Origin of the sequence: Clostridium sp. MF28 (assembly GCF_002969175.1) — a bacterium.
Lineage (GTDB): Bacteria > Bacillota > Clostridia > Clostridiales > Clostridiaceae > Clostridium > Clostridium beijerinckii.
The window spans coordinates 4707906-4724500 of the sequence record NZ_CP014331.1 but is presented as its reverse complement, the minus strand read 5'-3'; the positions used below and the strand labels follow the sequence as shown (position 1 = coordinate 4724500).

15 protein-coding genes and 1 other annotated feature are annotated in these 16595 nt (G+C 31.2%); all 15 genes read right to left on the bottom strand.

Features of this window, described 5'->3' with window-relative positions:
* Nucleotides 1–176: 176 nt before the first annotated feature.
* Nucleotides 177–1844, bottom strand: a complete 1668-nt coding sequence (locus AXY43_RS20735; RefSeq protein WP_011968449.1) for a ribonuclease J — start codon at nt 1842–1844, stop codon at nt 177–179.
* Between the two features lie 363 nt (nt 1845–2207).
* Nucleotides 2208–2672 carry a Fur family transcriptional regulator gene (locus AXY43_RS20730; protein WP_011968448.1) on the bottom strand — a complete coding sequence of 155 codons (465 nt, stop codon included), beginning with the start codon at nt 2670–2672 and terminating at the stop codon, nt 2208–2210.
* Between the two features lie 85 nt (nt 2673–2757).
* Nucleotides 2758–3036, bottom strand: coding sequence for a DUF1292 domain-containing protein (locus tag AXY43_RS20725; RefSeq protein ID WP_017210790.1), 279 nt, complete (start codon nt 3034–3036; stop codon nt 2758–2760).
* 201 nt (nt 3037–3237) lie between these two features.
* A complete protein-coding gene (gene ruvX, locus AXY43_RS20720; protein WP_011968446.1) occupies nt 3238–3654 on the bottom strand; it encodes a Holliday junction resolvase RuvX in 417 nt (138 codons plus the stop codon).
* Nucleotides 3655–3762: 108 nt separating this feature from the next.
* A complete protein-coding gene (locus AXY43_RS20715) occupies nt 3763–4020 on the bottom strand; it encodes an IreB family regulatory phosphoprotein (RefSeq protein WP_008424959.1) in 258 nt (85 codons plus the stop codon).
* A gap of 136 nt (nt 4021–4156) precedes the next feature.
* The gene (alaS, locus tag AXY43_RS20710) at nt 4157–6796 is read right to left on the bottom strand and encodes an alanine--tRNA ligase (RefSeq protein ID WP_105412099.1); all 2640 of its coding nucleotides are present in this window, start codon (nt 6794–6796) and stop codon (nt 4157–4159) included.
* A 234-nt stretch (nt 6797–7030) separates the two neighbouring features.
* Nucleotides 7031–7209: a binding site (T-box leader), on the bottom strand.
* A gap of 430 nt (nt 7210–7639) precedes the next feature.
* Nucleotides 7640–8668 (bottom strand): AI-2E family transporter, encoded by a 1029-nt coding sequence (locus AXY43_RS20705; protein WP_105412098.1) that lies wholly within the window; start codon nt 8666–8668, stop codon nt 7640–7642.
* Nucleotides 8649–9149 carry a PRC-barrel domain-containing protein gene (locus AXY43_RS20700; RefSeq protein ID WP_011968443.1) on the bottom strand — a complete coding sequence of 167 codons (501 nt, stop codon included), beginning with the start codon at nt 9147–9149 and terminating at the stop codon, nt 8649–8651. The genes AXY43_RS20705 and AXY43_RS20700 overlap by 20 nt, the downstream gene beginning before the upstream one ends.
* Before the next feature lie 601 nt (nt 9150–9750).
* Complete coding sequence (locus AXY43_RS20695; RefSeq protein WP_105412097.1) at nt 9751–10047, bottom strand: hypothetical protein; 297 nt, start codon at nt 10045–10047, stop codon at nt 9751–9753.
* A 391-nt stretch (nt 10048–10438) separates the two neighbouring features.
* Nucleotides 10439–11515: a tRNA 2-thiouridine(34) synthase MnmA gene (gene mnmA / locus AXY43_RS20690; RefSeq protein ID WP_105412096.1), complete on the bottom strand. Its 1077-nt coding sequence runs from the start codon at nt 11513–11515 to the stop codon at nt 10439–10441.
* 11 nt (nt 11516–11526) lie between these two features.
* Entirely contained in the window at nt 11527–11964 is a 438-nt protein-coding gene (gene nifU / locus AXY43_RS20685) for a Fe-S cluster assembly scaffold protein NifU (RefSeq protein ID WP_011968440.1), read from the bottom strand.
* A gap of 1 nt (nt 11965) precedes the next feature.
* On the bottom strand, nt 11966–13147 hold the full coding sequence (nifS, locus tag AXY43_RS20680; RefSeq protein WP_039772333.1) for a cysteine desulfurase NifS: 1182 nt from the start codon (nt 13145–13147) through the stop codon (nt 11966–11968).
* A gap of 2 nt (nt 13148–13149) precedes the next feature.
* Nucleotides 13150–13602 (bottom strand): RrF2 family transcriptional regulator, encoded by a 453-nt coding sequence (locus tag AXY43_RS20675; protein ID WP_039772335.1) that lies wholly within the window; start codon nt 13600–13602, stop codon nt 13150–13152.
* 122 nt (nt 13603–13724) lie between these two features.
* Nucleotides 13725–14969: a replication-associated recombination protein A gene (locus tag AXY43_RS20670; RefSeq protein WP_077868349.1), complete on the bottom strand. Its 1245-nt coding sequence runs from the start codon at nt 14967–14969 to the stop codon at nt 13725–13727.
* 578 nt (nt 14970–15547) lie between these two features.
* Nucleotides 15548–16570, bottom strand: coding sequence for an N-acetylmuramoyl-L-alanine amidase family protein (locus AXY43_RS20665; RefSeq protein WP_105412095.1), 1023 nt, complete (start codon nt 16568–16570; stop codon nt 15548–15550).
* Nucleotides 16571–16595: the final 25 nt, after the last annotated feature.

The window sequence follows — 16595 nt, the reverse complement described above, 5'->3', positions numbered from 1 at the left end:
AATTCCTACACAACTATTATAAATTCTACTCTTTTCATCAAAAAAAGTCAACCCTATTCCAAAGAATATATATTTAACAATTTAATATTTAGTTAATTCATAATTTAATTATCAATAACAAAATATATTCTTTGCAGTTTTAGAATCACTATTTTCTTTCACACTTCCAAAAACTTCTAAAACTCCATAATTATTGGCAATATCATAGGTTTTCTCTTAGTCTTTTCGTAAAGATACTCTCTAAGTTGATCTCTCATCTTAGATTTTAATGTAGCCCAGTCAGTAATCTGTTTTTCTTCACAAGTCTTTAATACAGATTTAACAATTTCTCTTGCTTCATCCATAAGACCTTCAGATTCTCTAACATAGACGAATCCCCTTGAAATTATATCTGGACCGGATACAACCCTTCCAGTTTGTTTCTCTATTGTAACTACTATTGTTAATATACCATCTTGTGAAAGATGTTTTCTATCTCTTAAGACAATATTTCCGACATCTCCAACACCGAGACCATCAACAAACACTTGCCCTGAAACAACAGTACCATTCTTTTTAATATAATTTCTTGCTACTTCGATAACATCACCATTCTCAGGTATTAATAAATTCTTTTCTGAAAGTCCAACTTCCATAGCTAATTCACCATGCTTCTTTAAATGTCTATATTCACCATGAACTGGCACAAAGAATTTTGGTTTAACTAAAGCCTGCATTAGTTTAAGTTCTTCTTGACATGCATGACCTGAAACGTGAATCTTTTCCTGAGAATCATATATAACTTGAGCACCCTTTTTAAATAGTTGATTTATAACTTTTGAAACAAATTTTTCATTACCTGGTATAGGTGTTGCTGAAATAATTACTGTATCGCCTGGAATTACATTAATTTTTCTATGCTCCGATGCTGCCATTCTTGCAAGAGCAGACATTGGTTCCCCCTGGCTTCCAGTTGTTATTACAACAATTTTTTCGTTTGGATATTTTGAAATTTGATCCACTGGAACAAGTACATCTTTTCCAACTGTGAGATATCCAAGTTCTATTGCAACTTGAACAATATTCTCCATACTTCTTCCTGAAACTGCTACCTTCTTTTCATAAGCTTCAGCAGCTGTAATTATTTGCTGAATTCTGTGAACATTAGATGCAAATGTTGCAACTATTAACCTGCCCTTAGCCTTACCAAAAAGTCTTAGGAAAGTTTCGCCAACAACCTTTTCTGTCATAGTATATCCTGGTCTTTCAACATTTGTTGAATCCGCCATTAATACTAAAACTCCCTTTCTTCCAAGTTCAGCTAATCTTCCAAAATCCATCATTTCTCCATCAATTGGTGTGTAATCAATCTTAAAATCTCCTGTATGAAGTACTACCCCAAGTGGTGTATGAACTGCAATTGCAACTGAATCTGCAATTGAGTGATTAGTCTTTATAAACTCAACTGAGACGCTATCAAGTTTAATTATATCCTTTGGCTTTACTCTTACTAACTCTGTTGAAGCTAACAAACCGTGTTCCTTTAGTTTTGTTTCAACTATTCCAAGAGTAAGCTTAGTGCCATAAACAGGAACATTTAGTTGTCTAAGTACATACGGCAACGCTCCTATATGGTCTTCATGTCCGTGAGTTAAAAATATCCCCTTGATTTTCTCTGAATTTTTGATTAGATATGAAACATCTGGTATTACAATATCTATTCCAAACATATCATCATCCGGAAATTTTAGTCCACAGTCTATAATAATAATATCTTCTTTATATTCTATAGCTGTTATATTTTTTCCGATTTCGTTTATACCACCAAGAGGAATTATCTTTATCTTCGCTCTTTCATTTTTCATACTTCCCCTCCTTCTTCTTAATATTATATTTATAAACAAAGGTTCTTTCTTTAGCATTAAAAAATAACAAGTCCTATGTGACAATATATTTCACATTAATATAGGCGACCTTAATCTACATTCCAATCTATAAGCCTACATTGCTTTATTTAGCATATAAGGTTTAGCCATATTAATTCACTTTAAATACATATACCTTAATAAGAATTACCATTTGATACCACGCCTTTTTAAGCATGGCACCGAATGCATTTTCTTAGTAAATATATAAACCGTAAAATACATATCCTTACTTCATTCACGGCAAAATATCTGGCACACTTTTGACTTTATTTTATTTTTAATTTTCTATTAAAAGTCCTTTTATTCATCACTTAGCTTCTTTTGGCATTCATCACATACGCCAAAAAATTTTAAACTATGGTCTAAAATCTTAAACTTATATTGCTTTTCAATTCCAGATTCTAAATCCTCTAATAAATCATCCTGAACTTCCAAAACCTTATGACAGATATTACAAATAAGATGATGATGTCTGTGCGTTTCATTTGAATGCACTATTTCATATCTACTACATCCATCATTTAGATCTAATCTTGATATTACTCCTAATTCTTCTAACAAAAGAATAGTTCTATATACTGTTGCTAATCCAATTTCCGGACAACTTTTTTTTACACTATCATATATTTCTTCCGCTGTTAAATGCTGACCTTCATTTTCAATAATAGTATCAACAATTGATCTTCTTTGTGGTGTTAATTTATAACCCTTTTTTTTCAAGTCTTCCTTCAAGGCATTCATATCAATTAAATTTGATGCATCCATACATGACACCTCACTTTTCATATTAAATGAATTGATTTTTCTTTAAATAAACATTAAAGAAAATATCATATTACTAGATTGTATACTATTCCTCAATTAAACCATCTTCATTCATAAGAGTTTCATAAGTTTCTAATACCATTTCGAATTCTTCATCGTCATCTTCTAACGCTATAAATATATCGCTTCCATCCTCATCTTTGAATATCTTAAAAGCATAAGCTTCATCAGTTTCTTCAAATGCAGGAGTTGCAATAATATATTGACCTTTTAATTTTTCTATTTCAAAGTATATAACAACCTCAAACTTAACGTCATTTCCTTCTTGATCAGGTATATATACATATTTTGCTTCCTTATCCATAAATGTATCCCTTCTGTATTTTATTTTTATTTATGTTGCAATTCACAATGCACATTTCACAATCCCGATTAAAATTCTTGCGATATTTTTAGAATTATGATAAGGATTATTTTTGCAATATATATTTATTAATAAAAGCATATTGTATAAGAAATTAATCTTATACATATACTCCTCAAAATTTCCTATTCCATCAGATATTTATTTTCTTGAAATCATATCTAAATATCCTTGAAGTATGTAAGTTGATGCAACTTTATCTACTATCTTCTTCCTCTTATTCCTTGACAAATCAGCTTCAAGCATTGCTTTATGTGCTGCAACAGTAGTTAAACGTTCATCCCAGAATTTCACTTCTACATTAAGTTCTTCTTCTATAACCTTTCCAAAAGCCATCGCAATCTCTCCAGATGGTCCTATTGTTCCGTTCATATTCTTGGGTAATCCAATTACAATAACCTTTGCATCATATTCATCACAAAACTTTTTTATTTCCGCTATATCTTTTTCTTTATTAGTTCTTCTAACTGTAGTCAGGCCTTGAGCAGTGAATCCTAATGGATCACTTACTGCCACTCCAATAGTCTTTGAACCCAAATCTAATCCAAGTATCCTCAAATTACAGCACCTCTCACAACATATAAGCATCAAATATCAAGAAAATCTCGATATCACGCTTTCTTTCATATACTAAAATTAAAAGTGCCCGTTATAAACGGGCACTCTCTACTTTATCTCTAAATAAGATTTTATAACTTCTTCTAGTATGTCATCTCTCTCGAGTTTTCTTACTAAAGCTCTTGCTCCGTTGTAATTAGTGATGTAAGTAGGGTCTCCTGAAATCAAATATCCAACTAATTGATTTATAGGATTATATCCTTTTTCCTGTAATGAATTATAAACCTCTGTTAATATTGTTTTTGTAAGAGCTTCTTTATTCTTACTTAAATCAAATTGCATTGTATGTTCAATATTATTACTCATAAAATTGCTACTTAAAGCAACTCACCCCCTTAATCATTTTATAAGGAAACGATATCCATATTTATTATTAACTTTATTTTTTAAATTTATTCACTAACTATAATTAGATTATAACCTATTTTTTATAAAAAGTATACTACTTTGCTAAAGTTTCCACTATTTTATATGATTCTTCAATCGCCTCTTGTATCTTTTCTGGCATCTTTCCACCTGCTTGAGCCATGTCTGGTCTTCCGCCGCCACCGCCGCCAAGCATAGAAGATATTTCTTTTATTAACTTTCCGCAATGAGCACCTTTAGCTACTGCATCTTTAGTTGCCATAGCACAAATAATAACTTTTCCAGCATTTGCACTCATAAGTAAAACTATGCTATTTGGAGCTTTATCTCTTACTTTTTCGCATACATCTCTTAAAGTATCACTATCAACGTCTTTTAATTCATAAGAAATTACATTTATATCCTTAACGTTTCTTGAAGAAGATACTATATCATCTATTCCCATTGATGCGAATTTAGATTTTAGAGCTGTTATTTCTTTATCTTTTTCCTTAAGCTCCTTAACTTGTTGATCAAGCTTAGCTAATAATTCTTTTTCTGAGCATTTAAGCTTAGTTGAAATTTCTTTTAATAAGTCTTTCTTTTCATTTACTATCTTATAAGCTTCTTTTCCTATTACAGCTTCAATTCTTCTTGTTCCTGCAGCAATACCACTTTCAGATATAATTTTGAATAAACCAATCTTTCCTGTGTTATCTATATGTGTTCCACCACATAATTCCTTAGAGTATTCCCCTGCACTTACAACTCTAACTTTATCAGCATATTTATCATCAAATATACCTATAGCTCCACTATTTTTTGCTTCTTGAAGATCCATAACTTCTGTAACAACTGGTGTAACACTTGTAATTGCTTCATTTACTAAATCTTCAACCCTACTTATTTCTTCCTCTGTCATAGCTTCAAAGTGAGAAAAGTCAAATCTAAGTCTATCATGACTTACATATGATCCAGCTTGATGAACATGTGATCCAAGAACCTCAGTTAATGCTTTATCCAAAAGATGAGTTGCAGTATGGTTCTTCTTAATATTTTCACGTCTAACTTTATCCACTTCTATAGTAACTGTATCTCCCACTTTAAGTTCTCCTGATACAACTTCAACAAAATGAACTATTTTTCCGCCTATGTTCTTTTTAGTATCAAGCACATTAGCTTTAAAACCATCATTAAATATTACACCTGTATCTCCTATTTGACCACCCATTTCAGCGTATAAAGGAGTAACATCAGTAACTATAATAGCTTTATTTCCTTCTGTTATAGCATCTGTAAAGTCTTCACCTTCAATTAACACTTTAACTTCTGCATTTAAAGTATCATTGTCATATCCATCAAAAACAGTTTCGATTTCTCCTGGTATAATATCTAATGTTTTAACATCAGTTCCCATGTAATTAGAAACTTTTCTTGCACTTCTAGCTCTTTCTCTTTGAACTTTCATTTCTTCGTGGAAAGCATCTTCATCTAATGATAAGCCTTCATCTTCTAATATTTCTTTTGTAAGTTCCATTGGGAAACCAAATGTATCATATAATTTGAATCCATCCACACCACTAAGAACTTTTTCATTCTTTGCTTTTAGTTCACTTATAAATCCATTTAATATTTCCATTCCTGAATCTAAAGTTTCTCTAAATTTATCTTCTTCTATTTTAATTACTTTTTTAATATATTCTTTTTTGCTATTTAGTTCTGGATAAGCTTCACTCGAATCTCTTATAACAGTATCACATAAATTGCAAAGGAATGCTTCTTTAATTCCTAAAGTTTTCCCATGTCTTGCTGCTCTTCTAAGAAGTCTTCTTAACACATATCCTCTACCTTCATTTGATGGCATAACATCATCTGAAATCATGAAAGTTATCGATCTAATATGGTCAGTTATTAATCTTAAAGATATATCTGTTTTTTGATTTTCTCCATATTTAACATTAGCTAATTTTGCAACTTCACTTAAAATATTTTCTAATGTATCAATTTCAAAAATACTATTCTTCTCTTGCATTATAGTTGCAAGTCTTTCAAGTCCCATACCTGTATCAATGTTAGTATTAGCAAGTTTTTCATAGTTTCCTTTTCCATCACCATCAAATTGAGTGAAAACAAGGTTCCAGAATTCTATTATCTTATCTTCATCTGCTAATTTAACAAACTCATCAGCGTTAGTTGGTATTTCTTCTGATCTATTAAAATGAATTTCTGTACAAGGACCGCATGGACCTGCACCATGTTCCCAGAAGTTATCTTCTTTGCCTAATCTAAATATATGAGTTTTATCTACATCTGTAAGTGTAGTCCAATATTCATATGCTTCATCATCATCTAAATATATAGTTACATATAATCTATCTTTAGGAAGTTCCAACACCTCTGTGATAAACTCCCAAGCCCAAGGAATTATTTCTTTCTTGAAATAATCTGCAAAAGAAAAGTTTCCAAGCATCTCAAAGAAAGTACCATGTCTACTTGTAATACCTACGTTTTCTATATCCCCTGTTCTAATACATTTTTGGCAAGTTGTAATTCTTCTCTTTGGTGGCTCTTGTAATCCAGTAAAATAAGGCTTCAACGGAGCCATTCCTGCATTTATTAATAATAAACTTTTATCGTTCTTTGGAACCAAAGAAAAGCTATCCATTCTTAGATGATCTTTACTTTCAAAAAATTTCAAGTATGCTTCTCTTAAGTCATTGGTTTTCATAAATTTCATAAACTATTCCTCCATTTTTTTCAGTTAACAGTTGACTCCGATATCCATTGTGAATATCTTTTTATTGTTTATAATCTTCTTATGAAGATTTAAGATTTCATAATTATTTGTGACAAGTTATTAATTGCAGAACCACTGCTCTTTTTATAGGCGAAAAGATCCTAATTGCAGCATAGCTGCTCTTTTTATAGGTGTATAATTTACCAAATAAAAAAAGCCCTCTCCCCAAATAGATATAGGGACGAAAGCTAGAATTCCGCGGTACCACCCTAATTATGTATGATATAATCATACATCACTTAGTAATTTATAGCTCCTAGGTAGCTTCAAAATATATAGCCAAAAGTTTTCACCAACCACTTTTTCTCTGAAATGACTATGATAAATTTACTTATCCTATTCATCGCTAATATTTAATTATTTCATCAAAATTATATTTCATATAGATAATTATGTCAATATTCAACTTTATTTGTACTACCCTAATGCATAAGCTTTTTTATAGATAACCCAACTATAATCTATACTTATGTGTATAACTCACCGAAATGAATAATATACTTTTGTTCCAGTTTCTAGGTAATTATGATGGGTGATTCTAAGGCTATAAAGTTGCACTGTGTGAAAATTCTGCTAACCAAATATAAAATTCGGAGCATCACTTTTTGGGTTTTCTGCTTAAGTACCTTTAACAGCTCATTTTCAAATGTTTTCTTCATATTATTGCCCTTGTGGTTATAAATATATTTATGATTTCTAGTGCAGATACGAACTTAAGGTTTTAGTAACTTTGTAAAATGTTCATCTAATAAATCCAATCCTTAAGTTGTTTATCTATAAAATCTAGAACAGATAGTAATTTATATCATCATATAAAACTTTTATAATGACAGCTATTGGCACTACTAAAACCATCCCAACAAATCCGCCAAATTTGTCTCCTATAAGTAATAAAATTATTATAACAAATGGATGCATCTCTGTGCTATCCCCTGTTATTTTCGGAGATAAAATATCGCCCTCAAGCTGTTGAATTATGAACATACCCACAATTACCCAAAATGCCTTTATTGGAGAATCTAAAAGTGCAACTATTACCGCCGGAACTGCACCAAAAATTGGTCCAAAATAAGGTATTATGTTTAAAATTGCATTCAATATAGAAATCCATAAAGGAAATTTTACTTTCAATAATAATAACAACATCAATGTTAATCCGCCTATCAATCCCGAAAGCATCAATTGACTTGTTATATATCTTGTTAATACTCTATCAATATCGCTTAATATTTTTTTAGTAAGCCCTCTTTTAGAAGTTGGCAATAGCAACAGCATTTTACTATATATTTTATTACCATCGCAAAGAAAGTAATAAACCATAATAGGTATTATTGCTAGTGACATTGCATTATCTCCAATGCTCATTAAATTTTCCACTGCATTTTCTGAAAAATTTGTCCAAAAAGCATTTCCTTTTTCTAAAATTTCATTATAAATTACATTAGTGGTAGAAAAGTCATCCAAGTTATTTTTCTTTAACATTCCTTCAAGTAAGTTGCTTACGTTATCAAATATATTACTGATATTAGATATCTCATTAAATAGTGTAGGAACTATAACAATTATACATGCAGTTATGATACCTATAATTATTAATATAACAACTATTGAGGATATTTTTTTACTTATTCTAAATTTCGCCTCAAATCCATCCCTAATAGGAGTCAAAGTATAAGCTAAAATAAAAGATGCTACAATAATATTTATTATTGAATTTATTGATTTGTTAAAAATGTAAGCTAATATTAAGCAAATAAAGCATAATAGGGTTATACCTAGAAGAATTGCTTTTTTATGCTTTCTTAATTGCATTGTGCCTATCCATATTATGAGGTAAAGTTTTAAACATAACTCCCTCATTTCCTGTATATAATATATATTCCTCTCCGAGGATGCATCTATTTAATAGAATAATTTGCTTACCCTTTATCATTTTATCTACTAACCCTGAGCTTATAACTATTGCTTTAATTGAATAATCTTGTATATCTATTATAATATCCTCTAGAACTCCTTTAACATTCCCCAATGTATCAATAACTTCCATATACTTAATCTCTTTAAATGTAAGTCCCTCACCTTTTTTTATATTTTCTATTATTACATCTTCACCTATATCTATAACATCTTCCATGTCTATATAGTTATTTTTAGAGAACAGATGGCTATTGGATACCTTAAATCCCACAATCTTTCCCCAAAAGAAATCTATGTATAAGTCTTCTATAATGCCAATCTTTTTGCCTTTAATGTTATAAACTTTCTTGAAATAGAAGTCTCTAGTTTTAAACATTGTGCACCTCCAAAATAATTTTTAATAGAAAGTCCTTATGCCTGCTTATGTCTATACACTATATACTGTAGTGTTCCCCCTATATTCTCTAAAATAAGTAATATAGTTAATAAACTAAATCTAGTTCATTTGATATGGTCTCCAACAAGAGGAAAATTATTCATATTAATATGCTCAGATGTATAATTTTACCGCACAATAATTTTACACTTAAAAAATCGTAGACGAATATGGTTAATTATGAAGGCTTTGCCTCTATGGGCGAGCTCCTACGAAAATATAAATATTTTCATCATAATTTGTGAATGCTTTGTCTTTATTATCAGTTACTAGAGAATAAAAATAGTACCTACTATTTAGTAAGTACTTAATTTCATCAACTAAAATTTTTGAGACAAAATTCTAATATCCTTAGAATTTAGGTGAATCTATTCAAGAATATACAACCGTTTTCTTTAACTTTAATAAAAGAGACACTACCATTATCAGCTATTGGAAAAATTAATGTAAGTATAAAATGTTCATTCTAAATGCCAATTTAGAAATGCAGCTTTTTATTCGCTTCATGACATTCCTCTCTTATTATTTAAATCTACTCCAATCACTTCCACTTATATCTTACTTCTAAGTATTCACCACCTCTGTCGTATCCTAATATGTTATATCCATTTTTGTTATATCCTTCTTTATCAAAACCTGCACTATTAAATCCATTTCTATCATATCCTTTTTTGTCGTATCCTTCTCTATCATACCCTTCCTCGTTATAATATGTCCCATTTCTATGCATTCCTCTTTTACCAAATCCATACTCGTCATACTTCGTGCCATTTTTATGAAATCCTTTAGAATTAAAGCCATGTTCATCGTATCTTTTTAACACCTTGAAGATATTCAAAAAATCACCTTCCAATTTTTTACTTTCAAAAATATTATATCAAGTATATCTTCATAAGTTAATACTATTATGTAAAATATAGGCAAATATTTTATCTCCTCTAGTTGGTAATTGATATTCACTCCCATTGTTTATTTATCCTAACTTTTTAGTATTATTTCCGTAAATTATCAAATCAGTATAATTACTCACAAAGTTCTTTTTAATTCTAAATCACATAGTTAATCCTCTCACAAAACGCGCGGCTTGCTCTGAACCTATAAAGCTTTTTACTGGCTATAACACTCCTCTGCTACTTGCACATTGTGAAATATTCTGCAACTTCAAAACAAAAAAAACGAGAGCACTTACGCACTCTCAGTTTTAAAAATATTTAAATTACAATAGCTCTTTAGATTATACTTTCTATTATTCCGCCGCCAACTACTACTTCATCATCGTAAAATACAACTGACTGCCCTTTAGTTATCGCCCTTTGCTTTTCCTTAAAGATAACTTTCACCCTACCATTTGGAAGTGGTATTAAAGTCGCTTCTGCTGGTCTTGCAGAATATCTGATTTTCGCTGTAACTTCTATTTCTTTTTCAAGTTTATCAAAAGGAATAAAATTCACATCAGTTGCAATTAATTCTGTTTTGAAGATATCATCTTCAGAACCTAGTACAACTTCGTTGGTTTTAGCATTTATATTTGTTACAAATACTGGCCTTCCAAGTGAAAGTCCAAGTCCTTTTCTTTGTCCAATAGTATAATACACAATTCCTTTATGCTTACCTAGTATATTACCACTCTTATCGACAAAGTTACCTGGTTTAACCCTATTTGGTTCTGCTTCTGAAATATATTTCCCATGATTATTATCAGAAATGAAACATATTTCTTCACTATCCTTTTTATTATGAACAGCAAGACCAATTTCCTTCGCTATTTCTCTTATTTTTGTCTTTTCATAATCTCCGCAAGGCATTAATGTATGTTCTAACTGATCTTGAGTAAAATTATATAAAGCATACGTTTGATCTTTTCTATCATCATCAGATCTGATTAAAAGATATCTATCATCTCGCTTTTCAATTTTAGCATAATGACCAGTAGCAACATAATCTGCCCCTATACCTCTTGCTCTTCTTAAAAGTTCATCAAACTTCAAATGTTTATTACATTCAATACAAGGGTTTGGAGTTTTTCCGTCTATGTATTCTTGAACAAATTTATCAATAACTTTTTCCTTAAAATAATCTCTAAAATTCAAAACATAAAATGGTATATCAAGTTTGTCGCATACTCTTCTTGCATCATCAACAGCAGAAAGGGAGCAGCAGCCCCCTTCCCTTTCTTCAAATTCCTCATCGTGCTGCCAAATCTGCATTGTAGCACCAATGACGTCATATCCCTGCTGTTTTAATAAATATGCAGCAACAGAACTATCTACACCACCACTCATACCTACTAAAACTTTTTTCTTCATAAATTCACCTATTACTCTTCTCCATGTACAGCAGCATGTAGATCTTCATCACTATGTTCTTCCATAGGTATTACTTCTAATCCATTTTTTGCTCTGTAATCATTTATAGCTTTATGAATTGCTTCTTCTGCAAGAACTGAACAATGCATTTTTACTGGTGGAAGACCATCTAAAGCTTCTGCAACTGCTTTGTTAGTTAATTCCCAAGCTTCATCTAATGTTTTCCCTTTAATTAATTCTGTAGCCATTGATGATGAAGCAATAGCTGATCCACATCCAAAAGTCTTAAATTTAACATCTTTAATGATATTATCTTCAACTTTTAAGTAGATTTTCATTATGTCTCCACACTTAGCGTTTCCAACTTCACCTACACCATTTGCATCTACTATTTCTCCAACGTTTCTTGGATTTTGGAAATGTTCCATTACTTTTTCACTGTATATCATATTAATTTTCCCCTTTCTTTAAAAAGTCATCCCATAATGGTGACATATTTCTTAATCTTTCAATAATTGGTGGTACAACTTCAAGAACATAATCTACATCTTCTTCTGTTGAACCTTCACCCATACTAAGTCTTAATGATCCGTGAGCAATTTCATGAGGAAGCCCGATTGCAAGTAATACATGTGATGGATCTAAAGAACCTGAAGTACAAGCACTACCGCTTGATGCACAAACCCCTTTAAAATCTAATGATAATAAAATCGATTCACCTTCAATAAATCTAAAACATACATTAACATTTCCAGGAAGTCTCTTATCTCCTCTTGGTCCATTTAATTTAGTGTATGGAACTTCAAGTAAACCAGCTATTAATTTTTCTCTTAACGCAGTTAATCTTTTCATATGCTCTTCTAAATTATTAGTAGCAAGTTCAAGAGCTTTACCAAGTCCAACGATAGAAGCAATATTTTCTGTACCTGCTCTTCTATTCTTTTCTTGAGCTCCACCGTGAATTAAATTATCAATTTTAATTCCCTTCTTTATATAAAGAACTCCAATACCTTTTGGTCCATAAATCTTATGACCTGCAAGTGATAACATATCTATATTCATTTCTTTAACATCAACAGGAACATTTCCAACAGCCTGAACTGCATCTGTATGGAAGAAAACTTTCTTTTCTCTACAGATTTCTCCAATTTCTTTTATAGGTTGAATTGTTCCTATTTCATTATTAGCAAACATAATACTTACTAAAATTGTCTTATCAGTTATAGCATTTCTTAAGTCATCTAAATTTATGAAACCTTCTTCATCAACATCTAAATATGTAACATCAAAGCCATTCTTCTCTAAGTATTCACAAGTATGAAGAACTGCATGATGCTCAATCTTAGTTGTTATTATATGGTTTCCTTTATTCTTATGAGCTGATGCAATACCTTTTATAGCCCAGTTATCAGCCTCTGATCCGCCACCTGTAAAATACACTTCATCAGGTAAACAGTTTAACGCCTCTGCTATCTGTTCTCTTGCCTTATCTATAGCTCTTTTTGTTTCTCTTGATATTCCATAAAATGAAGATGGGTTACCAAACTTTTCAGTAAAATAAGGAAGCATTTCTTCTAATACTTCTGGCTTTACATAAGTTGTAGCTGAATAATCCATATATACGTTCTTCATAATCATTCACTCCTATCCACTATCTTAATATTATTCTTATTGTTTTTAATTGTCTCATAATCATCAAGTATATCTTGTAATGTAATTGAGTTCATAACATCGTCTATGCTTCTTTTAATCTTCTCCCAAACTGCTTTGGTTGCACAGCAATCCGAGCTATCGCACTCAACACCATCAATACAATCTGCTATCTCAACTGGCCCTTCAAGAATAGTCATAATATCGCCAACCGTTATGTCTTTTGGCGGTTTACATAGAACATATCCACCTTGAGCACCTCTTATACTTCTAATCATATTAGCACGTCTAAGCGGGCTAAATAACTGTTCTAAATAGTATTCCGAAAGATTTTCTCTCTTTGATATAGTTTTTATTGAAACGGGGGCACCACCATAATTAGATGCTAAGTCAACCATAGCTCTAACTCCATATCTTCCTTTAGTTGAAAGTTTCATTATTTCTTCACCCCTTTTCGTTTTTTGTTGATATTTCTTTGTTTTTCTAGTATTATAAAAGATATATTAAATTCGCTTATATCTTACCAAAATACTCGGCTTTTGTCAAACGATAATTGCTATTATTTTTTTATTTCTGCCCAGTATTTCCTCAAACTCTCTTCATATTTATTATTTTGTTCATTATAATAAATCTTTCCAAGCAGTTCTTGCGGTAAATAACTCTGTTTTACATAATGATTAGGATAATCATGAGGATATTTATAGCCACCAACACCAAGGTTTGCTGCTCCAGAGTAATGAGCATCCTTTAAATGCATTGGAACATCTCCAAAGTTAATGTTTTCTAGATCACTCATAGCAGAATCTATAGCTAAGTATGCACTATTAGATTTAGGAAGCGTTGCTAAATATACAACTATTTCTGAAAGAATTATTCTTGCCTCCGGAAGTCCAACTTTTAATGAAAGTTCTATTCCAGAATTAACAACAGATAATGCATTTGGAAATGCAAGACCAATGTCTTCTGCTGCAATAACAGATATTCTTCTAATTATAGCAGTTAGATTTCCTCCTTTAATCAATCTAGCTAGATAGTGTACTGCTGCATTAGGGTCACTGCCCCTTATACTTTTTTGAAGAGCACTTAATAAATTATAAAATTCATCTCCACTAGAATCAGCCCGCATACTTGATTGGCCTAGACTTTCAATATATTCGCTCGAAATAACTCTAACCTGCTTAACCTGAGAGTTTACAGCCAGCTCTAAAATATTATAAGCCTTTCTATAATCACCTTGAGAGATTTCTCCAATATACTCCAGCGCCTCATCTGAATATTCTATTTCTATCCCTTCATCTATAAGCTTTTGTATAGACCTCTTAAGACCAACTATTATGTCACCTGTAGTTAGAGGCTTAAAAGAGAATATATTACATCTGCTTATTATAGCTTTGTGTATAACAAAATATGGATTTTCAGTTGTACTTGCAATCAAAGTTATTCTTCCATCTTCTATAAATTCTAACAATGCCTGCTGCTGCTTTTTGTTAAAATGTTGAAGTTCATCAATATATAAAACAACTCCATTATAATTTAATAAGCTATCTATATTATTAGTTATGTCCTGAATATCCTTAACCGATGCAACTGTTGCATTTAATTTATAAAATTTCTTATCTACATAATTAGCCATTATATTCGCCAAAGTTGTTTTTCCAGTTCCTGGTGGTCCGTAAAATATGCAATTACATATGTTTTTTCCAGCTATCAAGTTATATAATGGCTTTCCTTGCCCTAATATATGCTGCTGACCTACAAAATCTTCTAATTTATTAGGCCTCATTAAGTCTGCTAATGGTCTCACCTTTTCCACTCCTTTCTGCAATTATCGTTTTAAGACGTAATCCAAAATAATAATAAATCTAACTTTAATTACTCGCTCTCAAAGTAAAATCTCACGCGACTACTGAGTCAGATGTTTTTTATAAATCTGACTTTTTAATCCTTTGGATAAAAATCTGAAAGACTAATTTGACATTCTATTTAGCAGCAGATATACATATCCTAGTAAATCCACTCCCACTGCCATATTACTTATGCTTAACCCAAAATCTTTTTGTTAGTTTTGGACTTCTCTTTTTCTTTAATGCCTCTTAACTTATATATGTTGTAATTCACAATGCACACTTCACAATTACGTCTAAAATTCTCACAATATCTTTAGAATTATGACGAAGATTTATTTTTGCAATATATATAATAAACTTTATTTTATATAAAGTAACACTTTCCCCAATATTTCTCTTCGCTAGAAATAAAAATAGCGACAAGTAATATTATAGCAGATATAAAAAAATAAGAAAGCAGTAAGAATTTAAAATTCTTACTGCTTTACCTCTACATCATAGTTATATATATTTTATTTTAAATATATATTATATATTATTTAGTTATTGTTTGTTTTGTAGTCACGTATCCTACTTGTCCATCTCTATACACACGAGCAGTAGAATATACTATTGAACCTAGTGGAGCAGTATACTCACCATTATTATATTCTATACCTTCATCTGTTCCATTTGCATTAGTAACTAATATATCTTGTGTAACATAATCTTTATCCCCACCAGTTGTACTATCAGCAGCTTTATTAAAGCTAACTGTGAAAGTAGCCTTAGCATCAGAAGAATATGTTTTGTTTACAGTAGTCTTTGCATAATCTGTATACTTACTGTTAATATCATCTTGGAATGTTGTTGTTGAACCACCACTACTATGATGTGATCCACCACCACCTGATGAACCATTGCTACCAGTTGATCCCGTATTTCCTCCTGTTGTACTTGGAGTTACTTTTGCTCCATTTCCTGAAAATGCTACAGTTGGAGTTGGTATCTTGTCTCCTGTAGCTTCTCCGCTTGCTGCAAAAGTATAAACAGCTCCGTTAATTGTAACATTACCTGTTGCCATTGCTCCATTTGGTGCAAGATAATATACTTTTCCATTAACTTCAACTACACCTGTTTGCATTGCTCCTGATGCTGATGCAAAATACCATGCGCCTCCGTCATTTATCCAACCTGTCTTCATTGCTCCTGATGATTGTAAATAATACCATGTACCGCTATCATTTACCCATCCTGTTTTCATTGCTCCTGATGGGTCTGCATAATACCAAGTAGCTCCATCATTTATCCAACCTGTTTTCATTTCGCCTGATGGTTGCATATAGTACCATGTACCACCGTCATTTGCCCAGCCTGTTTTCATATATCCTGTTGAATCAAAATAATACCAATTTCCATTTATTGATCTCCACCCTGTAGAATATGAATTTCCTTCTGTATTCCACCATCCATTCGAATCTTGCTTCCATTCTGCTGATGCTCCAATTGGAGATAATGCTGCTACAGTTAATCCAACTAATGCAACTGCAACCAACTTCTTTAACTTTAAACTTTTCATTATTATATACCCTCCTTAATAATAC

What these genes read in the sequence shown, in the direction of transcription:
- AXY43_RS20735 (WP_011968449.1), bottom strand. Translation starts at nt 1,844, where the DNA reads ATGAAAAATGAAAGAGCGAAGATAAAGATAATTCCTCTTGGTGGTATA.
- AXY43_RS20730 (WP_011968448.1), bottom strand. Translation starts at nt 2,672, where the DNA reads ATGGATGCATCAAATTTAATTGATATGAATGCCTTGAAGGAAGACTTG.
- AXY43_RS20725 (WP_017210790.1), bottom strand. Translation starts at nt 3,036, where the DNA reads ATGGATAAGGAAGCAAAATATGTATATATACCTGATCAAGAAGGAAAT.
- AXY43_RS20715 (WP_008424959.1), bottom strand. Translation starts at nt 4,020, where the DNA reads ATGAGTAATAATATTGAACATACAATGCAATTTGATTTAAGTAAGAAT.
- alaS (WP_105412099.1), bottom strand. Translation starts at nt 6,796, where the DNA reads ATGAAATTTATGAAAACCAATGACTTAAGAGAAGCATACTTGAAATTT.
- AXY43_RS20705 (WP_105412098.1), bottom strand. Translation starts at nt 8,668, where the DNA reads ATGCAATTAAGAAAGCATAAAAAAGCAATTCTTCTAGGTATAACCCTA.
- AXY43_RS20700 (WP_011968443.1), bottom strand. Translation starts at nt 9,149, where the DNA reads ATGTTTAAAACTAGAGACTTCTATTTCAAGAAAGTTTATAACATTAAA.
- mnmA (WP_105412096.1), bottom strand. Translation starts at nt 11,515, where the DNA reads ATGAAGAAAAAAGTTTTAGTAGGTATGAGTGGTGGTGTAGATAGTTCT.
- nifU (WP_011968440.1), bottom strand. Translation starts at nt 11,964, where the DNA reads ATGATATACAGTGAAAAAGTAATGGAACATTTCCAAAATCCAAGAAAC.
- nifS (WP_039772333.1), bottom strand. Translation starts at nt 13,147, where the DNA reads ATGAAGAACGTATATATGGATTATTCAGCTACAACTTATGTAAAGCCA.
- AXY43_RS20675 (WP_039772335.1), bottom strand. Translation starts at nt 13,602, where the DNA reads ATGAAACTTTCAACTAAAGGAAGATATGGAGTTAGAGCTATGGTTGAC.
- AXY43_RS20665 (WP_105412095.1), bottom strand. Translation starts at nt 16,570, where the DNA reads ATGAAAAGTTTAAAGTTAAAGAAGTTGGTTGCAGTTGCATTAGTTGGA.